Origin of the sequence: Pseudopontixanthobacter vadosimaris, assembly GCF_012979275.1 — a bacterium.
Classification (GTDB): Bacteria; Pseudomonadota; Alphaproteobacteria; order Sphingomonadales; family Sphingomonadaceae; genus Pseudopontixanthobacter; species Pseudopontixanthobacter vadosimaris.
In genome coordinates, this window is the sequence record NZ_JABASZ010000037.1 from 1 (window position 1) to 15,905 (window position 15,905).

The following is a 15,905-nucleotide window of genomic DNA, read 5'->3' on the forward strand; positions in this document are numbered from 1 at the left end:
CGGGGCTGCGGCCGGGTCGTCGCGCGCGGCTCGGGCTCACGCTGCACGCGGGGGGCAGGTTGCGGCTGTCGTTGCGGCCGGGGCTGCGGCTGAAGCGGTTCAGCCATTTCCACGGTATTTTCTGAAACTTCCGGTGCAGGCTCCGGCGCCAGCGTCGGCGCGGTCGCTGCCCGGCTGACCGGCACGGGATCGGGCGCCGTCGCCTCCAGCCCCACATCGGTCGCAAGGCTGACCGTCATCCGTTCCGGCGGAGGCGGCAGGACCGGATTGCGCTCCGGCTGCATCAGCAGGACAGCGACGAGTCCGGCATGCAGGGCAAGCGCCACGCCAAGGCCGATCGCTTCGCCGCGCTTGAGAGTGATGCCCGCCATATGCCGTCTCGCTATGGTGCCGTCGCTGAACCGTTGGTGACCAGCGATATGGCATTAAAGCCGGCGCGGTTGAGTTCACCCATCACCGCCATGACGCGGCCGTAGTCCAGCGCCCGGTCGGCACGCAGCGTCACCTGCGGCGTTTCGCCGGCATTGCGCTCCAGGGCGGCAAGCGCATCGGGGAAGCCGCCCACGGCCACGCGTTCGTCGCCGATATAGATATAGCCATCGGCGTCGATGGTGACGGTGACGTCCTCGGCCTCACCCTGCGACGGATTGGCGCGGCTGTCGGGCAGATCGACCGGCACGGCGCTGGTCATCAGCGGGGCGGTGACCATGAAGATGATAAGCAGCACCAGCATGACATCGACGAAGGGCGTCACGTTGATTTCCGCCATCGGCGTGCGCCGCGACGCGCCCCTGCGGCTGCGAGAGCCGCCCGATCCGACGCTCATCCCCATCAGGCCAGCTCCAGTTCCCGGCTGAGGCTGGAGTGGAACCGGTCCGCAAAGCGTTGCAGGCGGCTCTCCAGCGAATTCACCGAATGGCTGAAGCGGTTATAGGCGATGACCGCCGGAATGGCCGCGAACAGGCCGATCGCGGTGGCGAACAGGGCTTCCGAAATGCCGGGTGCAACCACCGCCAGGCTGGAATTTTCCTGCGCACCGATCTGGAAGAAGCTGTTCATGATACCCCAAACGGTGCCGAACAGTCCGACAAAGGGAGCGACGGAGCCGACGGTGGCGAGGAAATTGAGCCGGTCCGCCAGATCGTCGGCTTCCTGCGCCACCTGGCTTTCCATGGTGCTGGCGATCCGCTGGCGCGCGCCGTCGCGGTCGATTTTTTCTCCACTGGTCGACCGCCGCCATTCGCCGACCGCGGCCATGGCGATGCGGGCGGAAGGGATGTCGCGCTTGCCGCGCTCCGACATGAAGCGGTCGAAATCGTCCGTCTTCCAGAATTCGATCTCATATTTGCGGCATTTCCGCCGCACGGAAACCATACGGGCCGAAAACGACACGATGATCATCCAGGTCCAGATACTGGCGAGAACCAGCCCCAGCATCACGGCCTGCACCACGATATCCGCTTCGAGAAAGAGGGTCAGCGGGTTGAGGCGATCCGGCGCAGCGGCCGCTGCCAGAATGGGAAAAGCGAAAGATGTCATGCTGAACTTTCAGGTGATGCGGTAACGGAAGGTTCGGGATCGAGAAAAGTCTGAAACGCCGCGCGCCAGCCACTCGGCTGACGTCGGGGCTGGCCACCAGGTGCGACGAAGCCGATGCGCAGCGATGCTTCGCTCAAAACTTCGCCTTCTGCGCCGGCACGGGTCAGGCGCAGCGCACGCTGGTGCATCCGGCAACTGGCCGCGCGCATCCGGGTGCATTCCGTCACGATCAGCACATCGTCATCCAGCCGCGCGGGCCTGAGATAACGAATGGCGAGATCGGCGACGGCATAGGCCCCCTCGCCCGCCTCGACCGCCGCGCGCTGGTCGATGCCCAGCAGGCGCAGCAGATCGGAGCGGGCGCGTTCGAACCAGCGGAGATAATTGGCATGATAGACGACGCCCGACAGATCGGTGTCCTCGTAATAGGCCCGCACGGCGAAAAAATGGCGCGTGCCCGCGATACGGCCGCCGGACGGTTGGGGGAAGATCGTCATGATGCTGGTGCAAGCCTTAGCTTAGCGGCAAAGCGCGCGGCAAGCGGCATAATCGACAAACGGCCGGTGCCGCGACTGGTAGCGTCGGTTGCAAACCGCCGCTTCAGCCCTGGCTCCGGCGGGCGATCATCGGGCCGAGCGGCTCACCGCCGCACAGATGGACATGCAGATGCGGCACTTCCTGCCCGCCATGCGCGCCGACATTCGCCAGCAGCCTGTAGCCGGGTTCGACGAGATCGTGGTCGCGCGCGACCTTGCCCACGGCGCGGATGAAACCGGCGATTTCCTCGTCCGAAGCGCGGGCGGAGAAATCGTCCCAGCTGACATATTCCCCGCGAGGAATGATCAGGATGTGGAGCGCGGCCTGGGGCGCGATGTCGCGAAAGGCATAGGCCCATTCGTCGGTATAGACCTGTTCGCTCGGGATTTCGCCGCGCAGGATCTTCGCAAATATGTTCTGATCGTCATAGGGCCGGGTCGCGTCGATCGGCATGGCGGCGTCTCCTTTACTCCAGCGGGCGGGGATGTCGGCCGCAGCTTACCCGCGCGCTGCCTTTTCCTCCAGCCCCGAAAGCCCTTCGCGCCGGTCGAGTTCCGCAAGCACGTCACCAAGCGGAACGTCCTTGGCATTCAGCAGCACCAGCAGGTGAAACAGGAGGTCGGCTGCCTCTGCGGTCAGTTCATCGCGATTGCCGGAAAGCGCGGCGATCACGGTTTCCACCGCTTCCTCGCCCAGCTTGCGCGCCATCACCGGCAGACCCCGGACGTTCAGCTGCGCGACGTAACTATCGTCAGGGTCCGCGCTGCGGCGGCGGGCGATGATGCTTTCGAGTCTTCCCAAACTATCCATGCCTGCCGCCATGCCAAGGCCTTAGCGCGGGGGTCAAGCATCGTGACGGCTCTAGTCCTCGTCGCGATCCTGCCTGCGCCGCCTGGACGTCTGACGGCCGATCACCAGCCCCACAAGCCCGAGGGCGAACAGAGCCAGATTCGACGGTTCGGGCACCGAAACCTGCGCGACGACGAACCAGACAGGAGATTCGGAAAAAATCATACCCGGCCCATTCACCCGAAACTGACGTCATGCAAACAGGATCGGGCAATTGTCCCAAAATGAACCTGCCCTCTTCGGCATGATAAGCACCGGAAAAACCGGCGAAAACGAAAGTGTTGAGTTCCGGGTTCAGTCGGCCGCGCGGGCGGGCAATCCGGCGGCGCGCAGCGCGTCATGCGCTTCGGCAATGGTGTGCATGCCGAAATGGAAGATGGATGCCGCCAGCACGGCGCTGGCATGGCCCTTCGTCACGCCCTCGACGAGATGATCCAGCGACCCGACGCCGCCGCTGGCGATGACGGGGATGGAAACCGCATCGGCGATCCTGCGGGTCAGTTCCAGATCGTAACCGGCCCTGGTTCCATCCCCGTCCATTGAGGTCACGAGCAGTTCGCCCGCGCCCAGCCGGGCAAGCTCGCGTGCATGGCCTAGAGCATCGATGCCGGTTGCGCGGCGGCCCCCGTGAGTGAAAATCTCCCACCGCCGCTCACCACCGTCATCCCCGACCCGGCGCGCATCGACGGAGGCGACGACGCATTGGCTGCCGAAGCGGTCGGCAATGTCGCCGACCAGCGCGGGGCGTTCAACCGCTGCGCTGTTCACCGCCACCTTGTCCGCGCCCGCCAGCAGCAGCGCCCGCGCGTCCTGCGGGCTGCGGACCCCGCCGCCCACGGTCAGCGGCATGAAGCAGACCTCTGCCGTGCGCCTGACGATGTCGAGCAGGGTGCCCCGCCCTTCGTGGCTGGCGGATATGTCGAGGAAGCACAATTCGTCGGCACCGGCTGCATCATAGGCCTGCGCCTGTTCGACCGGATCGCCCGCATCCTTCAGATCGACGAAATTGACACCTTTCACCACGCGCCCGTCGGCAACGTCGAGGCAGGGAATGACGCGAACACGGACAGTCATGCAGCCGCCCTCAGGCCCCCGCCGCCATGGCGAGCGCCGCACCGAGATCGAGCCGCCCGGCATACAGCGCGCGCCCGGTTATCACCCCTTCGATGCCTTCGTCGGCATGGATCGTCAGCATGCGGATATCGTCCAGGCCCTTGACCCCGCCACTGGCGATGACCGGCATGTCCGTCACCCGTGCGAGTTCCACCGTCGCATCGATATTACAGCCCTTCAGCATCCCGTCGCGCCCGATATCGGTGAAAAGCAGGCTGGCGACACCGGCATCTTCGAAGCGCCGCGCCATGTCGGCGACCGGCACGTCGGATATGTCGGCCCAACCGGCGGTGGCGACCATGCCGTCGCGCGCATCGACCGCCACGACGATCCCGCCTTCCCATGTGCGCGCCATGTCCTTGACGAAATCGGGATCGGTCAGGGCGGCGGTTCCGATCACTACGCGGCTGACGCCGAGTTCGAACCAGCCTTCCACCGCTTCCGCATTGCGGATTCCGCCGCCCAGCTGAACATGGCCGGGAAAGCGCGCGACGATCGCCTCGACCGCGGCGCGGTTGCGGCTTTCCCCGGCGAACGCTCCATCGAGATCGACGACATGCAGATGGCTGGCACCCGCTTCGGCAAAGGCCTCCGCCTGCGCGGCAGGATCGTCGCCATAGACGGTGGCACGGTTCATATCGCCCTCGGCAAGACGCACGACCTGGCCGTGTTTGAGATCGATGGCTGGGAAGATAATCATGCCCGCCGCGCTAGGCTGCGCAGCGCAAAACCGCAATATGGCGCAGCATGCTCAGGCATCGGTGTTGCGCTGGGCCAGCACCACTTCCTGGATGACGGTGCGACGCGGCTGGGTGAGCGCGTAATGCACCGCGACCGCGACGTCCTCCGCGCGCATCATCGCCTCATCCCGAATTTTGCCGCGCTTTTCCTCTTCGTCCATGTCGGGCTGGAAGTCGCTGCCGGTCAGCGCAGGCGTGATGAGCGACACCTTGATGCCGTCCTGCGCGATCTCGCGGCGCAGGGCCTCCGCGAAGCCTGCAACGCCGGTCTTGGTGGCAGCGTAGATCGTCGACCCGCCGCCCAGCTTATGCGTGGAATAGCTGCCGATGAACACCAGATCGCCGCTGCCCGTTCCCTGTTTCCGGATCTGTGCGACCGCCTTGTGAGCACCGATGACGAGGCCGGTAAAATTGTCCGCCAGGGCATAGCGGATGGCGTCCTCGTCCATGTCGGTCAGGCCTTCTGCCGGGACTGCGGCGCAGAAGATTGCGATGTCGTAGCTGCCGGCGCGGGCGGCGCTCGCCTCGAAGAAGCGGTCCAGCCCCTCGCGCTCGGCAAGGTCGCAGGCGATGCCGTCACCCGTGCCGACCTCGCCTATGCGTGCGAGCGCATCGGCCAGATGATCCTCGTCACGGCCGCAAATGAAGACATCGACTCCCTCGCTCGCCAGAAGGACGGCGATGGCCCGGCCGATGCCGGTCGTGCCCCCGGTGATGATCGCATTGCGTCCGGCGAGTTCGGGTCTGGCGGTATGGGCGTCGGAAAGATTGCGGGCATCGGTTCGGCTTGCATGATCGTTCATCTGAAACTTGCTCCTTTGCAAGGGGTGACGCCCCGCCCGCGCCGCCGTTCCCGCCCGGAGCGCATTCGCCGCGGATCTATGCCGGCTGCCAGTCCAGGAAGCGGCGCAGCATCGCGATGCCATATCGCTGGCTCTTTTCCGGATGAAACTGCACGCCGGCGATATTGTCGCGCGAGACGGCGGCCACGATACCGCCGCCGTGATCGGTCATCGCCGCCACATCCTGTCCGTCATCCGCCACGAAATGGTACGAGTGCAGGAAATAGGCCTCGCCCTCGCGCAGGACAGGATGCTGGCGCGCATGGGGCAGCAGGGCCACGTCGTTCCAGCCCATGTGCGGCACCTTGATGGCCTCGTCCGTCCGCTCGACCGGCAGCACGTCGCCGCCGATCCAGTCCAGCCCCGGCGTCTCGCCATGTTCGTACCCGCGAGTCGCCAGCAATTGCATGCCGACACATATGCCGAGGAAAGGCACGCGCTCGCCCAGCACCCGGTCCTCCAACGCCGCGATCAGGCCGGTGCAGTTCCGCAGTCCTTCGGCACAGGAGCGGAAGCTGCCGACGCCGGGCAGCACGATCCGCTCGCACCGGCGCAGGACTGCGAGATCGGCGGTGACCTCGACAGCGTCAGCGCCCGCAGCCTTCAGCGCATTGTGCACGGAATGGAGATTGCCGGCGCCGTAATCGATCAGCGCGACTTTCTCAGCCACCCAATTGCCCCTTGGTCGATGGCACCGCCCCGCCCTTGCGCGGATCGATCTCGACCGCCTGACGCAAGGCGCGGGCGAACCCCTTGTAGATGGCCTCGCAGATGTGGTGATTGTTGGTGCCGTAGAGCAGTTCGACATGAAGGGTCAGCCCTGCCGTCTGCGCTACCGAATGGAACCAGTGTTCGATGAGTTCGGTATCCCATTCGCCCAGCTTCTCCTGGCTGAAGCCTGCCCTCCAGACAAGCCAGGGGCGCCCCGAAATGTCGAGCGCCACGCGCGCCAGCGTCTCGTCCATGGGCGAGAAAGCGAGGCCGTAACGTCCGATCCCCGCCTTGTCGTCCAGCGCCTTGGCCAGCGCCTGCCCGAAGGCGAGCGCGCTGTCTTCCGTGGTATGGTGCTGATCGACATGCAGATCGCCGTCGACCTTCAGGGTCACGTCGATCAGCGAATGGCGGGAAACCTGTTCGATCATGTGATCGAGAAAGCCGATGCCGGTGGAGATGTCATATTGTCCGGTGCCGTCGAAATTCACCTCGACCGAGATTTTCGTTTCGGCGGTGTCGCGGGTAATCAGGGCGTGTCGCATGGCGCGCCTATAGGCTGCGTGCCGGAGGCGTGCAAAGGATTCCCGCTTGACCGGCGCGGCCGCCCGCGCCACGAAGCGGCGCATGAGCGACAACACGCCCGACAGCCTGATACCCTACGACGAGATCGTGCAGGAAGCCTTGCTCGCCGTGGTCGGTAGAGTATTGGGCGAAATCCAGCAGAACGGCAGCGAACTGCCTGGGAATCACCATTTCTATATCACATTCAAGACCGGGGCACCGGGCGTCAGCATACCGGACCACCTGCGTGAACGGTTTCCGGATGAAATGACCATCGTGCTGCAGAACAAGTTCTGGGATCTGGCGGTGGACGATACCCGGTTCTCGGTCGGATTGAGCTTCAACCAGATGGCCTCCAAGCTCGACATTCCTTATTCCGCCATCACCGCCTTCGTCGATCCCGCCGTGGATTTCGGCCTGCAGTTCCAGGCCAGCGTGGCCGACATGGCGCCTGCCCCGCATGAGGATGCGGAGAACGATCCGACGGAACAGGCGGCGCGTCCGGTAGTTGAGGATTCCGAAGACGGGTCGAATGTCGTCACCGTCGATTTCGGCAAGAAGAAATAGGCGCGACCTGCTCACGCAGCCGGCGCGCCGTTCAGGCAGCGGGGCCAGGCAAAGAACGATGAGCAAGCATATCACCGAACGCGGCGCGAAACAGGTTCGCAAGGCTGCACGCAAGTTGAACGGCCGGACGAACGACATCGCCGGGCCGAGCACCAATCCCGCCACGAATCTGCTTATTCAGGACATCTTGCTGCGAAGCGCCGGTCGGCTGACGCGGCATACGCTGGAAAAGGGCCTTCTGCGCCGCCGCTACGATGCCGAACAGGCGCATCGGATCGTCAAGAATCGTTCGATGCTGAAGACGCTGGCGACCTATGGCGTCACCAAGGTGGCGACACGGTCTATCCCCGGTGCCTTGCTGGTGGGCGGCGGGCTGCTGGTGAAAACCATCTACGACCGCAGCTTCAGCAGCCATGAATCGAGGCGCGCCGGTGACAAGGACCTGGCCGAGCAGGCGAAGAAATAACCTGGTCGGGTAATAGGAAATTGCGGACCGGCGTCAGCCCTGACCGGCATTTTCGTCCCGACCTCTTGATTTTTCGGCCATGCTCGCGGCATCAGCGCGCATGGCCGTTGCAAATCCAGATATCACGCCGAACCCCGACACGCTGCATCGCCGCGGCTTGATGTTCGTATTGTCCAGCCCCTCGGGCGCGGGGAAAACCACGGTCGCGCATAAATTGCTGCGCGAGGATGGCGCCATCGCCATGTCGGTATCGGTGACCACGCGCGCCATGCGGCCGGGAGAAGTGGACGGCAGGGACTACATCTTCACCGATCGCACCGTATTCGAAGCGATGGTGGAAAATGGCGAATTCCTCGAATGGGCAGAAGTGTTCGGCAATTTTTACGGAACACCCAAGGCGCAGATCAAGGCGGGCCTGAAAGCGGGGCAGGATTTTCTGTTCGATATCGACTGGCAGGGTACCCAGCAACTGTACCAGCGGATGGAGGTAGATGTCGTCCGTGTCTTCCTGCTGCCGCCCAGCATTGCCGAACTCGAACGCCGGCTGTCCTCGCGCGGGACCGACAGCGTCGACACCATAGCGGGCCGGATGGCACGCGCTCGCAGCGAGATCAGCCATTGGGATGGTTACGACTACGTCGTCGTCAATGACGATATCGACGCCTGTTTCGAAAAGGTGCGGGGCATCCTGCAATCCGAACGAATGCGCCGCGCACGCCAGACCGGGCTGGTAGATTTCGTCCGCGACCTGATGCGATAGGTAAGGCCACTGGCGAATTTGCAGGGGCGGATCGGAAAGGTTCGTTAAAGTTTTCGTGCGAATACAGGCGAATGCACTACGAACCCATGCAAAAGGCCGGTTGCCAGGGCTGCAACGCCCCCCAGCATCATTTCGACATTGCGATGGCCTTCCAGCCCATCGTGAATGTGGAATCCGGCCGCGCCTTTGCCTATGAAGCGCTGGTTCGCGGCAGTGGGGGCGAGAGCGCTGCCGAAGTGCTTGCCCGGGTGACCCCGGAAAACAGATATGCTTTCGATCAGCAATGCCGGGTCGCCGCAATCGAAGGCGCGGTTGCTGCCGGCATCCTCGATGGGGATGCGAAACTGTCGATCAATTTCCTGCCGAATGCCGTTTATTCGCCGCTGGCCTGTATCCAGCTCACCCTCAAGACAGCGCGGGCGACCGGCCTCCCCACCGACCGGCTTATTTTCGAATTCACCGAATCCGAGGAGATGGTCGATACCGATCACGTGCGCGGGATCATCGCCACCTATTCGCAGATGGGATTCGGGACGGCCATCGACGATTTCGGCGCGGGCTATGCAGGGCTCGGTCTGCTCTGCCGCATCCAGACCGATTATCTGAAGCTGGATATGGAACTGACGCGTGGGATCGACGCCTGTTCGATCCGGCGCAAGATCGTCGCCAGCATGGTCGAACTCGCCAGCGCCCTTGGCATCACCGCCATTGCCGAGGGCATCGAGACGGCGGCGGAACTGCATGCGCTGAAAGCCATCGGCATCCGCTATGTGCAGGGTTACCTGTTGGCCCATCCGGGCTTCCGTTGCCTGCCGGACATCGATACTGCCGCCCTTGCACCGGTGCCGCCTGCTTCGGCTGAGAGCGATCCCGGATCGCACCCCCGGCACCCCTCGCATTCCGGCCAGCAAGCCTGACGCAGGGGCCAAGAGCGTCCGCCCTCACCCCTGCTCCGCCTGTCTCATCTGCCCGACGGATCGACGAAATTGCCGGCACCGATATTGGCATTCACCACCCCGCCATCGATGGCGATCGTAGTCCCGACGACGTAATCGCCTGCACGGCTGGCGAGGTAGATCGCGCCGCCTGCCATATCCATCGTGTCGCCCACGCGGCGCAGGGGAATACCCTTCTCCACCATGTCTTCATTATCGCGGGCGGCCTTGTTCATCTCTGACGGGAATGCGCCCGGCCCGATTCCGCTGGTGACGATATTGTCGCGCGCCAGGCGCGCCGCCAGCCGCTTGGTCAGGTGGATGACCGCTGCCTTCGACGCCTGATAGGAATAGGTTTCCCACGGATTCAGCTTCATCCCGTCGATAGAGGCGATGTTGATGACCTTGGCGGGCCGCTCCTTGCTCGCCGCGGCCTTCAGCAGCGGGTGCAGTTTCTGCGTGAGGAAGAACAGCGACTTCACATTGAGGTCGAACACCTTGTCCCAGCCCGCTTCCGGAAAGTCGGCAAAATCGTGGCCCCAGGCGGTGCCCGCATTATTGACGAGGATGTCGATCCGGTCTTCGCGGCCCGATACTTCCTTCACGAAGGCGTCGATGCCTTCGATACTGGAAAGATCGCCGGGGATGCCGATGACCTTCTCGCCAAGCTCGTCGCAGGTTGCCTGCACCTGCTCCTCTTTGCGCGCGGTGATGTAGACCCGATCGCAACCGGCGGCCAGAAAGCCTTCGACGATCATCTTGCCGATGCCCCGGCTGCCGCCGGTCACGATGGCGACGCGGCCCTCCAGGCCGAACAGATCCTGCAAGTTCATGGCGTGTTCCTCTCTCAATATCCGCTCAGCTGCGCGACGCGGCCAGCGTGGTAATAGGCATCGCCCATGAATTCAGACAGCGCGCGGTCGCGCTTCATGTACAGGCCGATGTCATATTCGTCGGTCATGCCGATCCCGCCGTGCATCTGCACGCCTTCGCGCACGGCGAGGCCCGCCGTGCGCCCGGCCTTGGCCTTGGCGACCGACACCATCAGATCGGCCTGTTCGCTGCCGGCATCCAGCAATTGCTGCGCCTTCAAAACGGCCGCGCGGGCGATCTCCACTTCGGAATAAAGATGTGCTGCGCGGTGCTGCAGCGCCTGAAACTCACCGATCAGCCTGCCGAACTGCTTGCGCTGCTTCAGATAATCGACAGTGAGATCCATGGCCCCGCGCGCCACGCCGACGCTTTCCGCCGCAGCGCCGACCCGGCCGGCCTGGAGCATCCGGTTCAGCACCTCGCGCCCGCCGTCTACCTCGCCGATCACGGCATCGCCGTCCAGCTCCACACCGTCAAGCTTCAGATGAGTCGCGACCGAGGAATCGACCAGCCGCACCGCATCCTGCGACATGCCGCCGGAATCCCTCGGCACGGCGAACAGCGTCACCCCATTCTCATCGCTGTCGCTGCCCGATGTGCGCGCAGCCACGATAATCATGTCGGCGCTGGCACCGTGGACCACGAAATCCTTGGTGCCCGACAGGCGGAACCCGTTGCCGGAACGCTCCGCCCTGGTGGCGATGCTCTCGGGCCGGTGCTTCGGCCCTTCGTCCAGTGCCACCGCATAGACCTGCTCGCCCGATACGAGGCCCGGCATCCAGCGCTCCTTCAGATCGGCCGAAGCATGGCCAAGCGCCGTTCCCGCCATGACGGAACTGGTCAGGAAGGGCGATGGGGTCAGGTTACGCCCGATTTCCTCCAGCACGATACCCGCTTCGACATTGCCCATGCCGAGGCCGCCATCATCTTCCGCCACCATCATCCCGGCAAAGCCCATCTCGCCGAACTGCTTCCACAATGCATGGCCGAAACCATCCTTGCATTCGCGGTCGCGCCAGTGGCGCAGCTGCTTCGCGATCGATCCTTCCTCGGCCATGAATTGCGATGCAGAATCCGCCAGCATCGCCTGGTCGTCATCGTGATACAGTGCCATTCCTCAGGCTCCCGGAAGTTCGAGAATACGTTTGGCGACGACATTGAGCATGATCTCGCTCGTGCCGCCCTCGATCGAATTCGCCTTGGTGCGCAGCCAGCTGCGGGCGGGCTTGCCGCCGTCGGTTTCCTCGCTGTCCCATTCCAGGCTGCGGCTGCCGCCCGCCGCCATGATTAGTTCGTGGCGCTTCTTGTTCAGTTCGGTTCCGGCATATTTCATCGTGTTGGGCTGCGCCGGATGGCCCTTGCCCGCTTTCAACTCATCCATGAATTTCTCGCTCATGGCGGTGAAGGCCAGCGCATCCACGTCGAACAGCGCCATCTCGGCCCGCAGCACGGGGTCGAGTTCGCCCTGACGGTTCATCGCCGCGCCGAGCGAGGTCGCCCGGTCGCCGCCACCGGTTGCGGAAATCATCTCGCGCTCATGCCCGAGGAGATATTTCGCCACGTCCCAGCCGCGATTGACCTCGCCCACGATCTGGTCTTTCGGCACCTTCACATCGTCCATGAAGGTCTCGCAGAACGGGCTGTTGCCGCTGATCAGCTTGATCGGCCTGGTCGAAACGCCTTCGCTTTCCATGTCGAACAGCAGGAAGCTGATGCCCTGGTACTTGTTTTCCTTGTCGGTGCGGACGAGGCAGAAGATCCAGTCGGCCTTGTCGGCATAGGATGTCCAGATTTTCTGGCCGTTCACGACCCAGTGATCGCCGGCATCCTCGCCGAAGGTCTGCATGGATACGAGGTCGGAGCCGGATCCCGGTTCGCTGTAACCCTGGCACCAGCGGATTTCGCCGCGGGCGATCTCGGTCAGATAATGCTTCTTCTGCTCTTCCGTGCCGAATTTCAGCAAGGCGGGGCCGAGCATCCAGATGCCGAAGCTGGACAGCGGCGGGCGGGCGTTGATGCGGCCCATCTCCTCGCGCAGGATCTTCGCCTCTGCCGCCGACAATCCGCCGCCGCCATATTCCTTTGGCCATGCAGGAACCGTGTAGCCCTTTTCGACGCAGGCTTCGAACCACTGCTTCTGCGCCTCGGATTTGAAGCTGGCATTACGCCCGCCCCAATAAACATCTTTTTCATCATGCACCGGCTGGCGCATTTCTTCAGGGCAATTCGCCTCCAGCCAGCTGCGTGTTTCGCTGCGGAATTGTTCGAGATCGGCCATCTCAGCATATCCTCTCATCCAAAGGGTTGCGGCGTCTGACCTGTCGGGCCGATGCCGTTCGTTGGCTTCAGCCTAGGGCGATTCGGACCCTTTACGCAAGCGTAAGCTGGGCAGGCCGCCTTGCCGTAACGTCAGGCGACAATGCGTTGACGTGGCCGGCCATGCTCCTAAGCTGACCCGGTCTTGGAGAGGACCGAAAGATGCGAGAAGTCGCGACAGATCATGCGCAGTACTTCGCTGCAGCGGCAAACCACGCATGATTGTGAGCGCATGAATGTGGCTGCTTCGTTGCCGGCCTCGGCCGGGTCCAGTGGACCCTTGCCGCTCAGGCTGAAGCTGGTTCACGGCTTCGGCGCGGTCGCCTTCGGGGTGAAGGACAATGGCTTTTCCGTCTTCCTGCTCATCTTCTACAACCAGGTGCTGGGAATGGAGGCGAGCCTCGTCAGCCTGGCGCTGATGCTCGCCCTCGTCATCGACGCCTTCATCGACCCGATGCTCGGCAATCTGTCCGACCGCACCTACACGCGATGGGGCCGCCGGCTGCCGTGGCTCTACGCCGCCGCCCTGCCGCTCGCCATCGCATGGACGGTGCTGTGGTCGCCGGCGCTGGATGGAGTGCCGACCTTCTGGCAGTTGCTGGCGGTCGCCGTGGCCGTGCGGCTCTGCCTTTCGGCGGTGGAGGTTCCCTCGGCGGCTTTGGTGCCGGAACTGACGCTGGATTACGACGAGCGCACCGACCTGTTCCGCTATCGCGCGCTGTTCGGCTGGATGGGCGGGTTGCTGATGCTGCTGCTGGCCTATCAGGTCTTCCTGAAGGGCGGCTTGCTGCAGGCGGAGGGCTATGCCGCCTTCGGCCTGTTCGGTGCAGGGCTGATGTTGGTGGCGACATTATTCTCCGCCATCGGACAGCACCGGCGCATCGCCCATCTGCCTGCGGTGAAGCCGCCGCCATTTTCGCTGAAAACCGCATTTTCCGAGATTCGGGAGGCCTTTGCCGAACGCGCCTTCCTGATCCTCGCCGCAGGTGCCGTTGCCGCCTATGTCGGGCAGGGACTGACCTTCGCCTTTACAAACTATCTCTATCTCTACGTCTGGCAGTTCGGCACCGGCGCCTTCGTCTATTATCCGCTGGTGCTGTTCGCCAGCATCGTCGCCGTCTTCGTCTCGGTGGGCGCGATGCACCGGCGCTGGGGCAAGGCCAGGGCGGCGGCATGGGCCGCCATCGTCGGCGTAATCCTGTGGCTGACGCCCTACACGCTGTTCCTGGCGGGCTTCTGGCCCGAGGCGGGATCGACCCTGTCGACCACGCTGGTTTTCATATTCCTGTTCTTCGCCAACTGGATGACGGTAACGACCCTGTTATCCAGTTCCAGCATGGTCGCGGAAATCGTCGAAGCCTTCCAGCAGCGGACCGGGCGGCGGGCGGAAGGATCGTTCTATTCCGGAAACTGGTTCGTGCAGAAATGCGCGGGCGGGGTCGGCATCTTCCTGGCCGGGCTGATCCTCGATGTCGCGGGCCTGCCTGCCGGCGCCGAACCCGGATCGGTCGCGCCTGCCGTGATCGACAGGATGGTTCTCTTCTACGGCGTCATCTCCCTGGTGCTCGCCATGGCTTCCGCCTTCTGGTTCGCCCGCTTTCCGATTACCCGCGCCGATCACGAGGAACGGCTGAGCGCGCTGGAAGCGGCGGCGCGCGGCAATCCCGCCTCGACTGTCACCACGCCCTGATTACCGCTTTTACCCGGCCACGTCTTGCCATCCACCTGATCCGCCGCCAGTCTGCGGCGCAGAAAAAGGAAACAGATCATGGAATTCGACCTTTCAGACCGTCAGCAGCACTGGCGCGACCGCGTTCGCAAGTTCATCGCCGACAATGTGCTTCCGCGGCACAAGGATTATCTGTCGCAGCAGGCCGAAGGCGACCGCTGGAAAGTGCTGCCGGTCATCGAGGAGGAAAAGGAAAAGGCCAAGGCGCTCGGCATCTGGAACCTGTTCATGCCGCCGCGATCCGGCCGCGCCCATGTGGACGATTCCTTCGAATTCGACGGCCCCGGCCTCACCAATCTCGAATATGCGCTCTGCGCCGAGGAGATGGGGCGTCTCGGCTGGTCGAGCGAGGTCTTCAACTGCTCCGCCCCCGACACCGGCAACATGGAGGTGCTGCATCGCTACGGCACGCGCGACCAGAAGGACGAATGGCTGAAACCCTTGATGGACGGGGAAATCCGCTCCGCCTTCCTGATGACCGAACCCGATGTCGCATCGTCGGATGCGACCAATATCGAATGTTCGATAAAGCGCGAGGGCGACGAATATGTCATCAATGGCCGCAAATGGTGGTCGAGCGGCGCGGGCGATCCGCGCTGCAAGGTGGCGATCGTCATGGGCAAGACCGATTTCGAGGCCGACCGCCATTCGCAGCAGAGCATGATCCTGATGCCGCTCGATGCCGAAGGGGTGACCATCGAACGCCATCTGCCCGTCTTCGGCTATGACGATGCACCGCATGGGCACATGGAGATGGTGCTGAAGGACGTGCGCGTGCCCGCCAGCAATCTGCTGCTGGGCGAGGGGCGCGGCTTCGAGATCGCGCAGGGCCGCCTCGGGCCGGGCCGCATCCACCATTGCATGCGGACCATCGGCGTCGCGGAAGAGGCGCTGGGCAAGATGGCCGAACGGCTGCAGAGCCGCAGCGCCTTCGGCAAGCCGATCTACAAGCATTCGGTCTGGGAAGAACGCGTGGCGCGCGCGCGTATCGATATCGAGATGACCCGCCTGCTCTGCCTGAAGGCTGCCGACATGATGGACAAGGCCGGCAACAAGGCGGCGAAGCTGGAAATCGCCATGATCAAGGTGCAGGCCCCCAACATGGCGCTGCGCATCATCGACGATGCCATCCAGGCACATGGCGGCGGCGGCGTCTCCGACGATTACGGCCTCGCCCACGCCTACGCCCACCAGCGCACCCTGCGCCTGGCAGACGGACCCGACGAGGTGCATGCCCGCGTCATCGCAAGGATGGAGTTCGCAAACCATGCGCCCGATCCTTCTGACGACAGGAAGATGGGCACCGGCATGGCTGCCGGCAGCGGCGGCGGCAGCGCCGCGGCGACGGCCAACGCCTGACATAT

At 63.9% G+C, this 15,905-nt stretch carries 20 protein-coding genes and 1 pseudogene; 6 read left to right on the forward strand and 15 right to left on the reverse strand.

The features are described from left to right. The 12 genes and pseudogenes from HG250_RS08940 to hisB form a co-directional block, all read right to left on the reverse strand. Positions 1–371 (reverse strand): annotated as a pseudogene (locus HG250_RS08940) (energy transducer TonB); the annotation flags it as partial. An 11-nt stretch (positions 372–382) separates the two neighbouring features. Next, positions 383–832: an ExbD/TolR family protein gene (locus HG250_RS08945; RefSeq protein ID WP_170004842.1), complete on the reverse strand. Its 450-nt coding sequence runs from the start codon at positions 830–832 to the stop codon at positions 383–385. After that, entirely contained in the window at positions 832–1,539 is a 708-nt protein-coding gene (tolQ, locus tag HG250_RS08950) for a protein TolQ (protein WP_170004844.1), read from the reverse strand. Before tolQ ends, HG250_RS08945 begins: the two co-directional genes overlap by 1 nt. Further along, positions 1,536–2,036 carry a YbgC/FadM family acyl-CoA thioesterase gene (locus HG250_RS08955; protein ID WP_170004846.1) on the reverse strand — a complete coding sequence of 167 codons (501 nt, stop codon included), beginning with the start codon at positions 2,034–2,036 and terminating at the stop codon, positions 1,536–1,538. Before HG250_RS08955 ends, tolQ begins: the two co-directional genes overlap by 4 nt. A gap of 103 nt (positions 2,037–2,139) precedes the next feature. Continuing rightward, the gene (locus HG250_RS08960) at positions 2,140–2,529 is read right to left on the reverse strand and encodes an HIT domain-containing protein (RefSeq protein WP_170004848.1); all 390 of its coding nucleotides are present in this window, start codon (positions 2,527–2,529) and stop codon (positions 2,140–2,142) included. A 45-nt stretch (positions 2,530–2,574) separates the two neighbouring features. After that, positions 2,575–2,886, reverse strand: a complete 312-nt coding sequence (locus tag HG250_RS08965; protein ID WP_170004850.1) for a phosphoribosyl-ATP diphosphatase — start codon at positions 2,884–2,886, stop codon at positions 2,575–2,577. 51 nt (positions 2,887–2,937) lie between these two features. Further along, entirely contained in the window at positions 2,938–3,090 is a 153-nt protein-coding gene (locus tag HG250_RS08970) for a PEP-CTERM sorting domain-containing protein (RefSeq protein WP_170004852.1), read from the reverse strand. Between the two features lie 129 nt (positions 3,091–3,219). Further along, positions 3,220–3,999, reverse strand: a complete 780-nt coding sequence (gene hisF / locus HG250_RS08975; protein WP_170004854.1) for an imidazole glycerol phosphate synthase subunit HisF — start codon at positions 3,997–3,999, stop codon at positions 3,220–3,222. A 10-nt stretch (positions 4,000–4,009) separates the two neighbouring features. Then, positions 4,010–4,738 (reverse strand): 1-(5-phosphoribosyl)-5-[(5-phosphoribosylamino)methylideneamino]imidazole-4-carboxamide isomerase, encoded by a 729-nt coding sequence (gene hisA, locus HG250_RS08980; RefSeq protein WP_170004856.1) that lies wholly within the window; start codon positions 4,736–4,738, stop codon positions 4,010–4,012. A 51-nt stretch (positions 4,739–4,789) separates the two neighbouring features. Continuing rightward, positions 4,790–5,581 (reverse strand): SDR family oxidoreductase, encoded by a 792-nt coding sequence (locus tag HG250_RS08985; protein ID WP_170004858.1) that lies wholly within the window; start codon positions 5,579–5,581, stop codon positions 4,790–4,792. A 76-nt stretch (positions 5,582–5,657) separates the two neighbouring features. Beyond that, positions 5,658–6,290: an imidazole glycerol phosphate synthase subunit HisH gene (gene hisH, locus HG250_RS08990; RefSeq protein ID WP_170004860.1), complete on the reverse strand. Its 633-nt coding sequence runs from the start codon at positions 6,288–6,290 to the stop codon at positions 5,658–5,660. After that, positions 6,283–6,876 carry an imidazoleglycerol-phosphate dehydratase HisB gene (gene hisB / locus HG250_RS08995; protein WP_170004862.1) on the reverse strand — a complete coding sequence of 198 codons (594 nt, stop codon included), beginning with the start codon at positions 6,874–6,876 and terminating at the stop codon, positions 6,283–6,285. The genes hisH and hisB overlap by 8 nt, the downstream gene beginning before the upstream one ends. An 82-nt stretch (positions 6,877–6,958) precedes the next feature. On the opposite strand from hisB, the gene HG250_RS09000 reads away from it, so the two are divergent. The 4 genes from HG250_RS09000 (at position 6,959) to HG250_RS09015 (ending at position 9,605) form a co-directional block, all read left to right on the forward strand. Then, entirely contained in the window at positions 6,959–7,462 is a 504-nt protein-coding gene (locus HG250_RS09000) for an SspB family protein (RefSeq protein WP_170004864.1), read from the forward strand. A gap of 58 nt (positions 7,463–7,520) precedes the next feature. Next, positions 7,521–7,928, forward strand: coding sequence for a hypothetical protein (locus tag HG250_RS09005; RefSeq protein ID WP_170004866.1), 408 nt, complete (start codon positions 7,521–7,523; stop codon positions 7,926–7,928). Positions 7,929–8,028: 100 nt separating this feature from the next. Beyond that, on the forward strand, positions 8,029–8,688 hold the full coding sequence (gene gmk / locus HG250_RS09010; RefSeq protein ID WP_240957030.1) for a guanylate kinase: 660 nt from the start codon (positions 8,029–8,031) through the stop codon (positions 8,686–8,688). An 86-nt stretch (positions 8,689–8,774) separates the two neighbouring features. Next, entirely contained in the window at positions 8,775–9,605 is an 831-nt protein-coding gene (locus HG250_RS09015; RefSeq protein WP_240957031.1) for an EAL domain-containing protein, read from the forward strand. Positions 9,606–9,649: 44 nt separating this feature from the next. On the opposite strand, the gene HG250_RS09020 is transcribed toward HG250_RS09015, so the two are convergent. From HG250_RS09020 to HG250_RS09030, 3 genes are read right to left on the reverse strand one after another with little or no spacing between them, the layout of a single operon-like run. Next, positions 9,650–10,456 (reverse strand): SDR family NAD(P)-dependent oxidoreductase, encoded by an 807-nt coding sequence (locus HG250_RS09020; RefSeq protein ID WP_170004868.1) that lies wholly within the window; start codon positions 10,454–10,456, stop codon positions 9,650–9,652. 14 nt (positions 10,457–10,470) lie between these two features. After that, positions 10,471–11,610 carry an acyl-CoA dehydrogenase family protein gene (locus HG250_RS09025; RefSeq protein WP_170004870.1) on the reverse strand — a complete coding sequence of 380 codons (1,140 nt, stop codon included), beginning with the start codon at positions 11,608–11,610 and terminating at the stop codon, positions 10,471–10,473. A gap of 3 nt (positions 11,611–11,613) precedes the next feature. Continuing rightward, positions 11,614–12,774 carry an acyl-CoA dehydrogenase family protein gene (locus tag HG250_RS09030; RefSeq protein WP_170004872.1) on the reverse strand — a complete coding sequence of 387 codons (1,161 nt, stop codon included), beginning with the start codon at positions 12,772–12,774 and terminating at the stop codon, positions 11,614–11,616. Between the two features lie 318 nt (positions 12,775–13,092). Here HG250_RS09030 and HG250_RS09035 point away from each other — a divergent pair, with 318 nt between their 5' ends. Together HG250_RS09035 and HG250_RS09040 are read left to right on the forward strand one after the other, a co-directional pair. Beyond that, complete coding sequence (locus tag HG250_RS09035; RefSeq protein WP_240957032.1) at positions 13,093–14,502, forward strand: MFS transporter; 1,410 nt, start codon at positions 13,093–13,095, stop codon at positions 14,500–14,502. Positions 14,503–14,580: 78 nt separating this feature from the next. After that, positions 14,581–15,900, forward strand: a complete 1,320-nt coding sequence (locus HG250_RS09040; protein ID WP_170004876.1) for an acyl-CoA dehydrogenase family protein — start codon at positions 14,581–14,583, stop codon at positions 15,898–15,900. The last annotated feature ends 5 nt before the right edge of the window (positions 15,901–15,905 follow it).

What these genes read in the sequence shown, in the direction of transcription:
- HG250_RS08945 (WP_170004842.1), bottom strand. Translation starts at nt 832, where the DNA reads ATGGGGATGAGCGTCGGATCGGGCGGCTCTCGCAGCCGCAGGGGCGCG.
- tolQ (WP_170004844.1), bottom strand. Translation starts at nt 1,539, where the DNA reads ATGACATCTTTCGCTTTTCCCATTCTGGCAGCGGCCGCTGCGCCGGAT.
- HG250_RS08955 (WP_170004846.1), bottom strand. Translation starts at nt 2,036, where the DNA reads ATGACGATCTTCCCCCAACCGTCCGGCGGCCGTATCGCGGGCACGCGC.
- HG250_RS08960 (WP_170004848.1), bottom strand. Translation starts at nt 2,529, where the DNA reads ATGCCGATCGACGCGACCCGGCCCTATGACGATCAGAACATATTTGCG.
- HG250_RS08965 (WP_170004850.1), bottom strand. Translation starts at nt 2,886, where the DNA reads ATGGATAGTTTGGGAAGACTCGAAAGCATCATCGCCCGCCGCCGCAGC.
- HG250_RS08970 (WP_170004852.1), bottom strand. Translation starts at nt 3,090, where the DNA reads ATGATTTTTTCCGAATCTCCTGTCTGGTTCGTCGTCGCGCAGGTTTCG.
- hisF (WP_170004854.1), bottom strand. Translation starts at nt 3,999, where the DNA reads ATGACTGTCCGTGTTCGCGTCATTCCCTGCCTCGACGTTGCCGACGGG.
- hisA (WP_170004856.1), bottom strand. Translation starts at nt 4,738, where the DNA reads ATGATTATCTTCCCAGCCATCGATCTCAAACACGGCCAGGTCGTGCGT.
- HG250_RS08985 (WP_170004858.1), bottom strand. Translation starts at nt 5,581, where the DNA reads ATGAACGATCATGCAAGCCGAACCGATGCCCGCAATCTTTCCGACGCC.
- hisB (WP_170004862.1), bottom strand. Translation starts at nt 6,876, where the DNA reads ATGCGACACGCCCTGATTACCCGCGACACCGCCGAAACGAAAATCTCG.
- HG250_RS09000 (WP_170004864.1), top strand. Translation starts at nt 6,959, where the DNA reads ATGAGCGACAACACGCCCGACAGCCTGATACCCTACGACGAGATCGTG.
- HG250_RS09005 (WP_170004866.1), top strand. Translation starts at nt 7,521, where the DNA reads ATGAGCAAGCATATCACCGAACGCGGCGCGAAACAGGTTCGCAAGGCT.
- gmk (WP_240957030.1), top strand. Translation starts at nt 8,029, where the DNA reads ATGGCCGTTGCAAATCCAGATATCACGCCGAACCCCGACACGCTGCAT.
- HG250_RS09015 (WP_240957031.1), top strand. Translation starts at nt 8,775, where the DNA reads ATGCAAAAGGCCGGTTGCCAGGGCTGCAACGCCCCCCAGCATCATTTC.
- HG250_RS09020 (WP_170004868.1), bottom strand. Translation starts at nt 10,456, where the DNA reads ATGAACTTGCAGGATCTGTTCGGCCTGGAGGGCCGCGTCGCCATCGTG.
- HG250_RS09025 (WP_170004870.1), bottom strand. Translation starts at nt 11,610, where the DNA reads ATGGCACTGTATCACGATGACGACCAGGCGATGCTGGCGGATTCTGCA.
- HG250_RS09030 (WP_170004872.1), bottom strand. Translation starts at nt 12,774, where the DNA reads ATGGCCGATCTCGAACAATTCCGCAGCGAAACACGCAGCTGGCTGGAG.
- HG250_RS09040 (WP_170004876.1), top strand. Translation starts at nt 14,581, where the DNA reads ATGGAATTCGACCTTTCAGACCGTCAGCAGCACTGGCGCGACCGCGTT.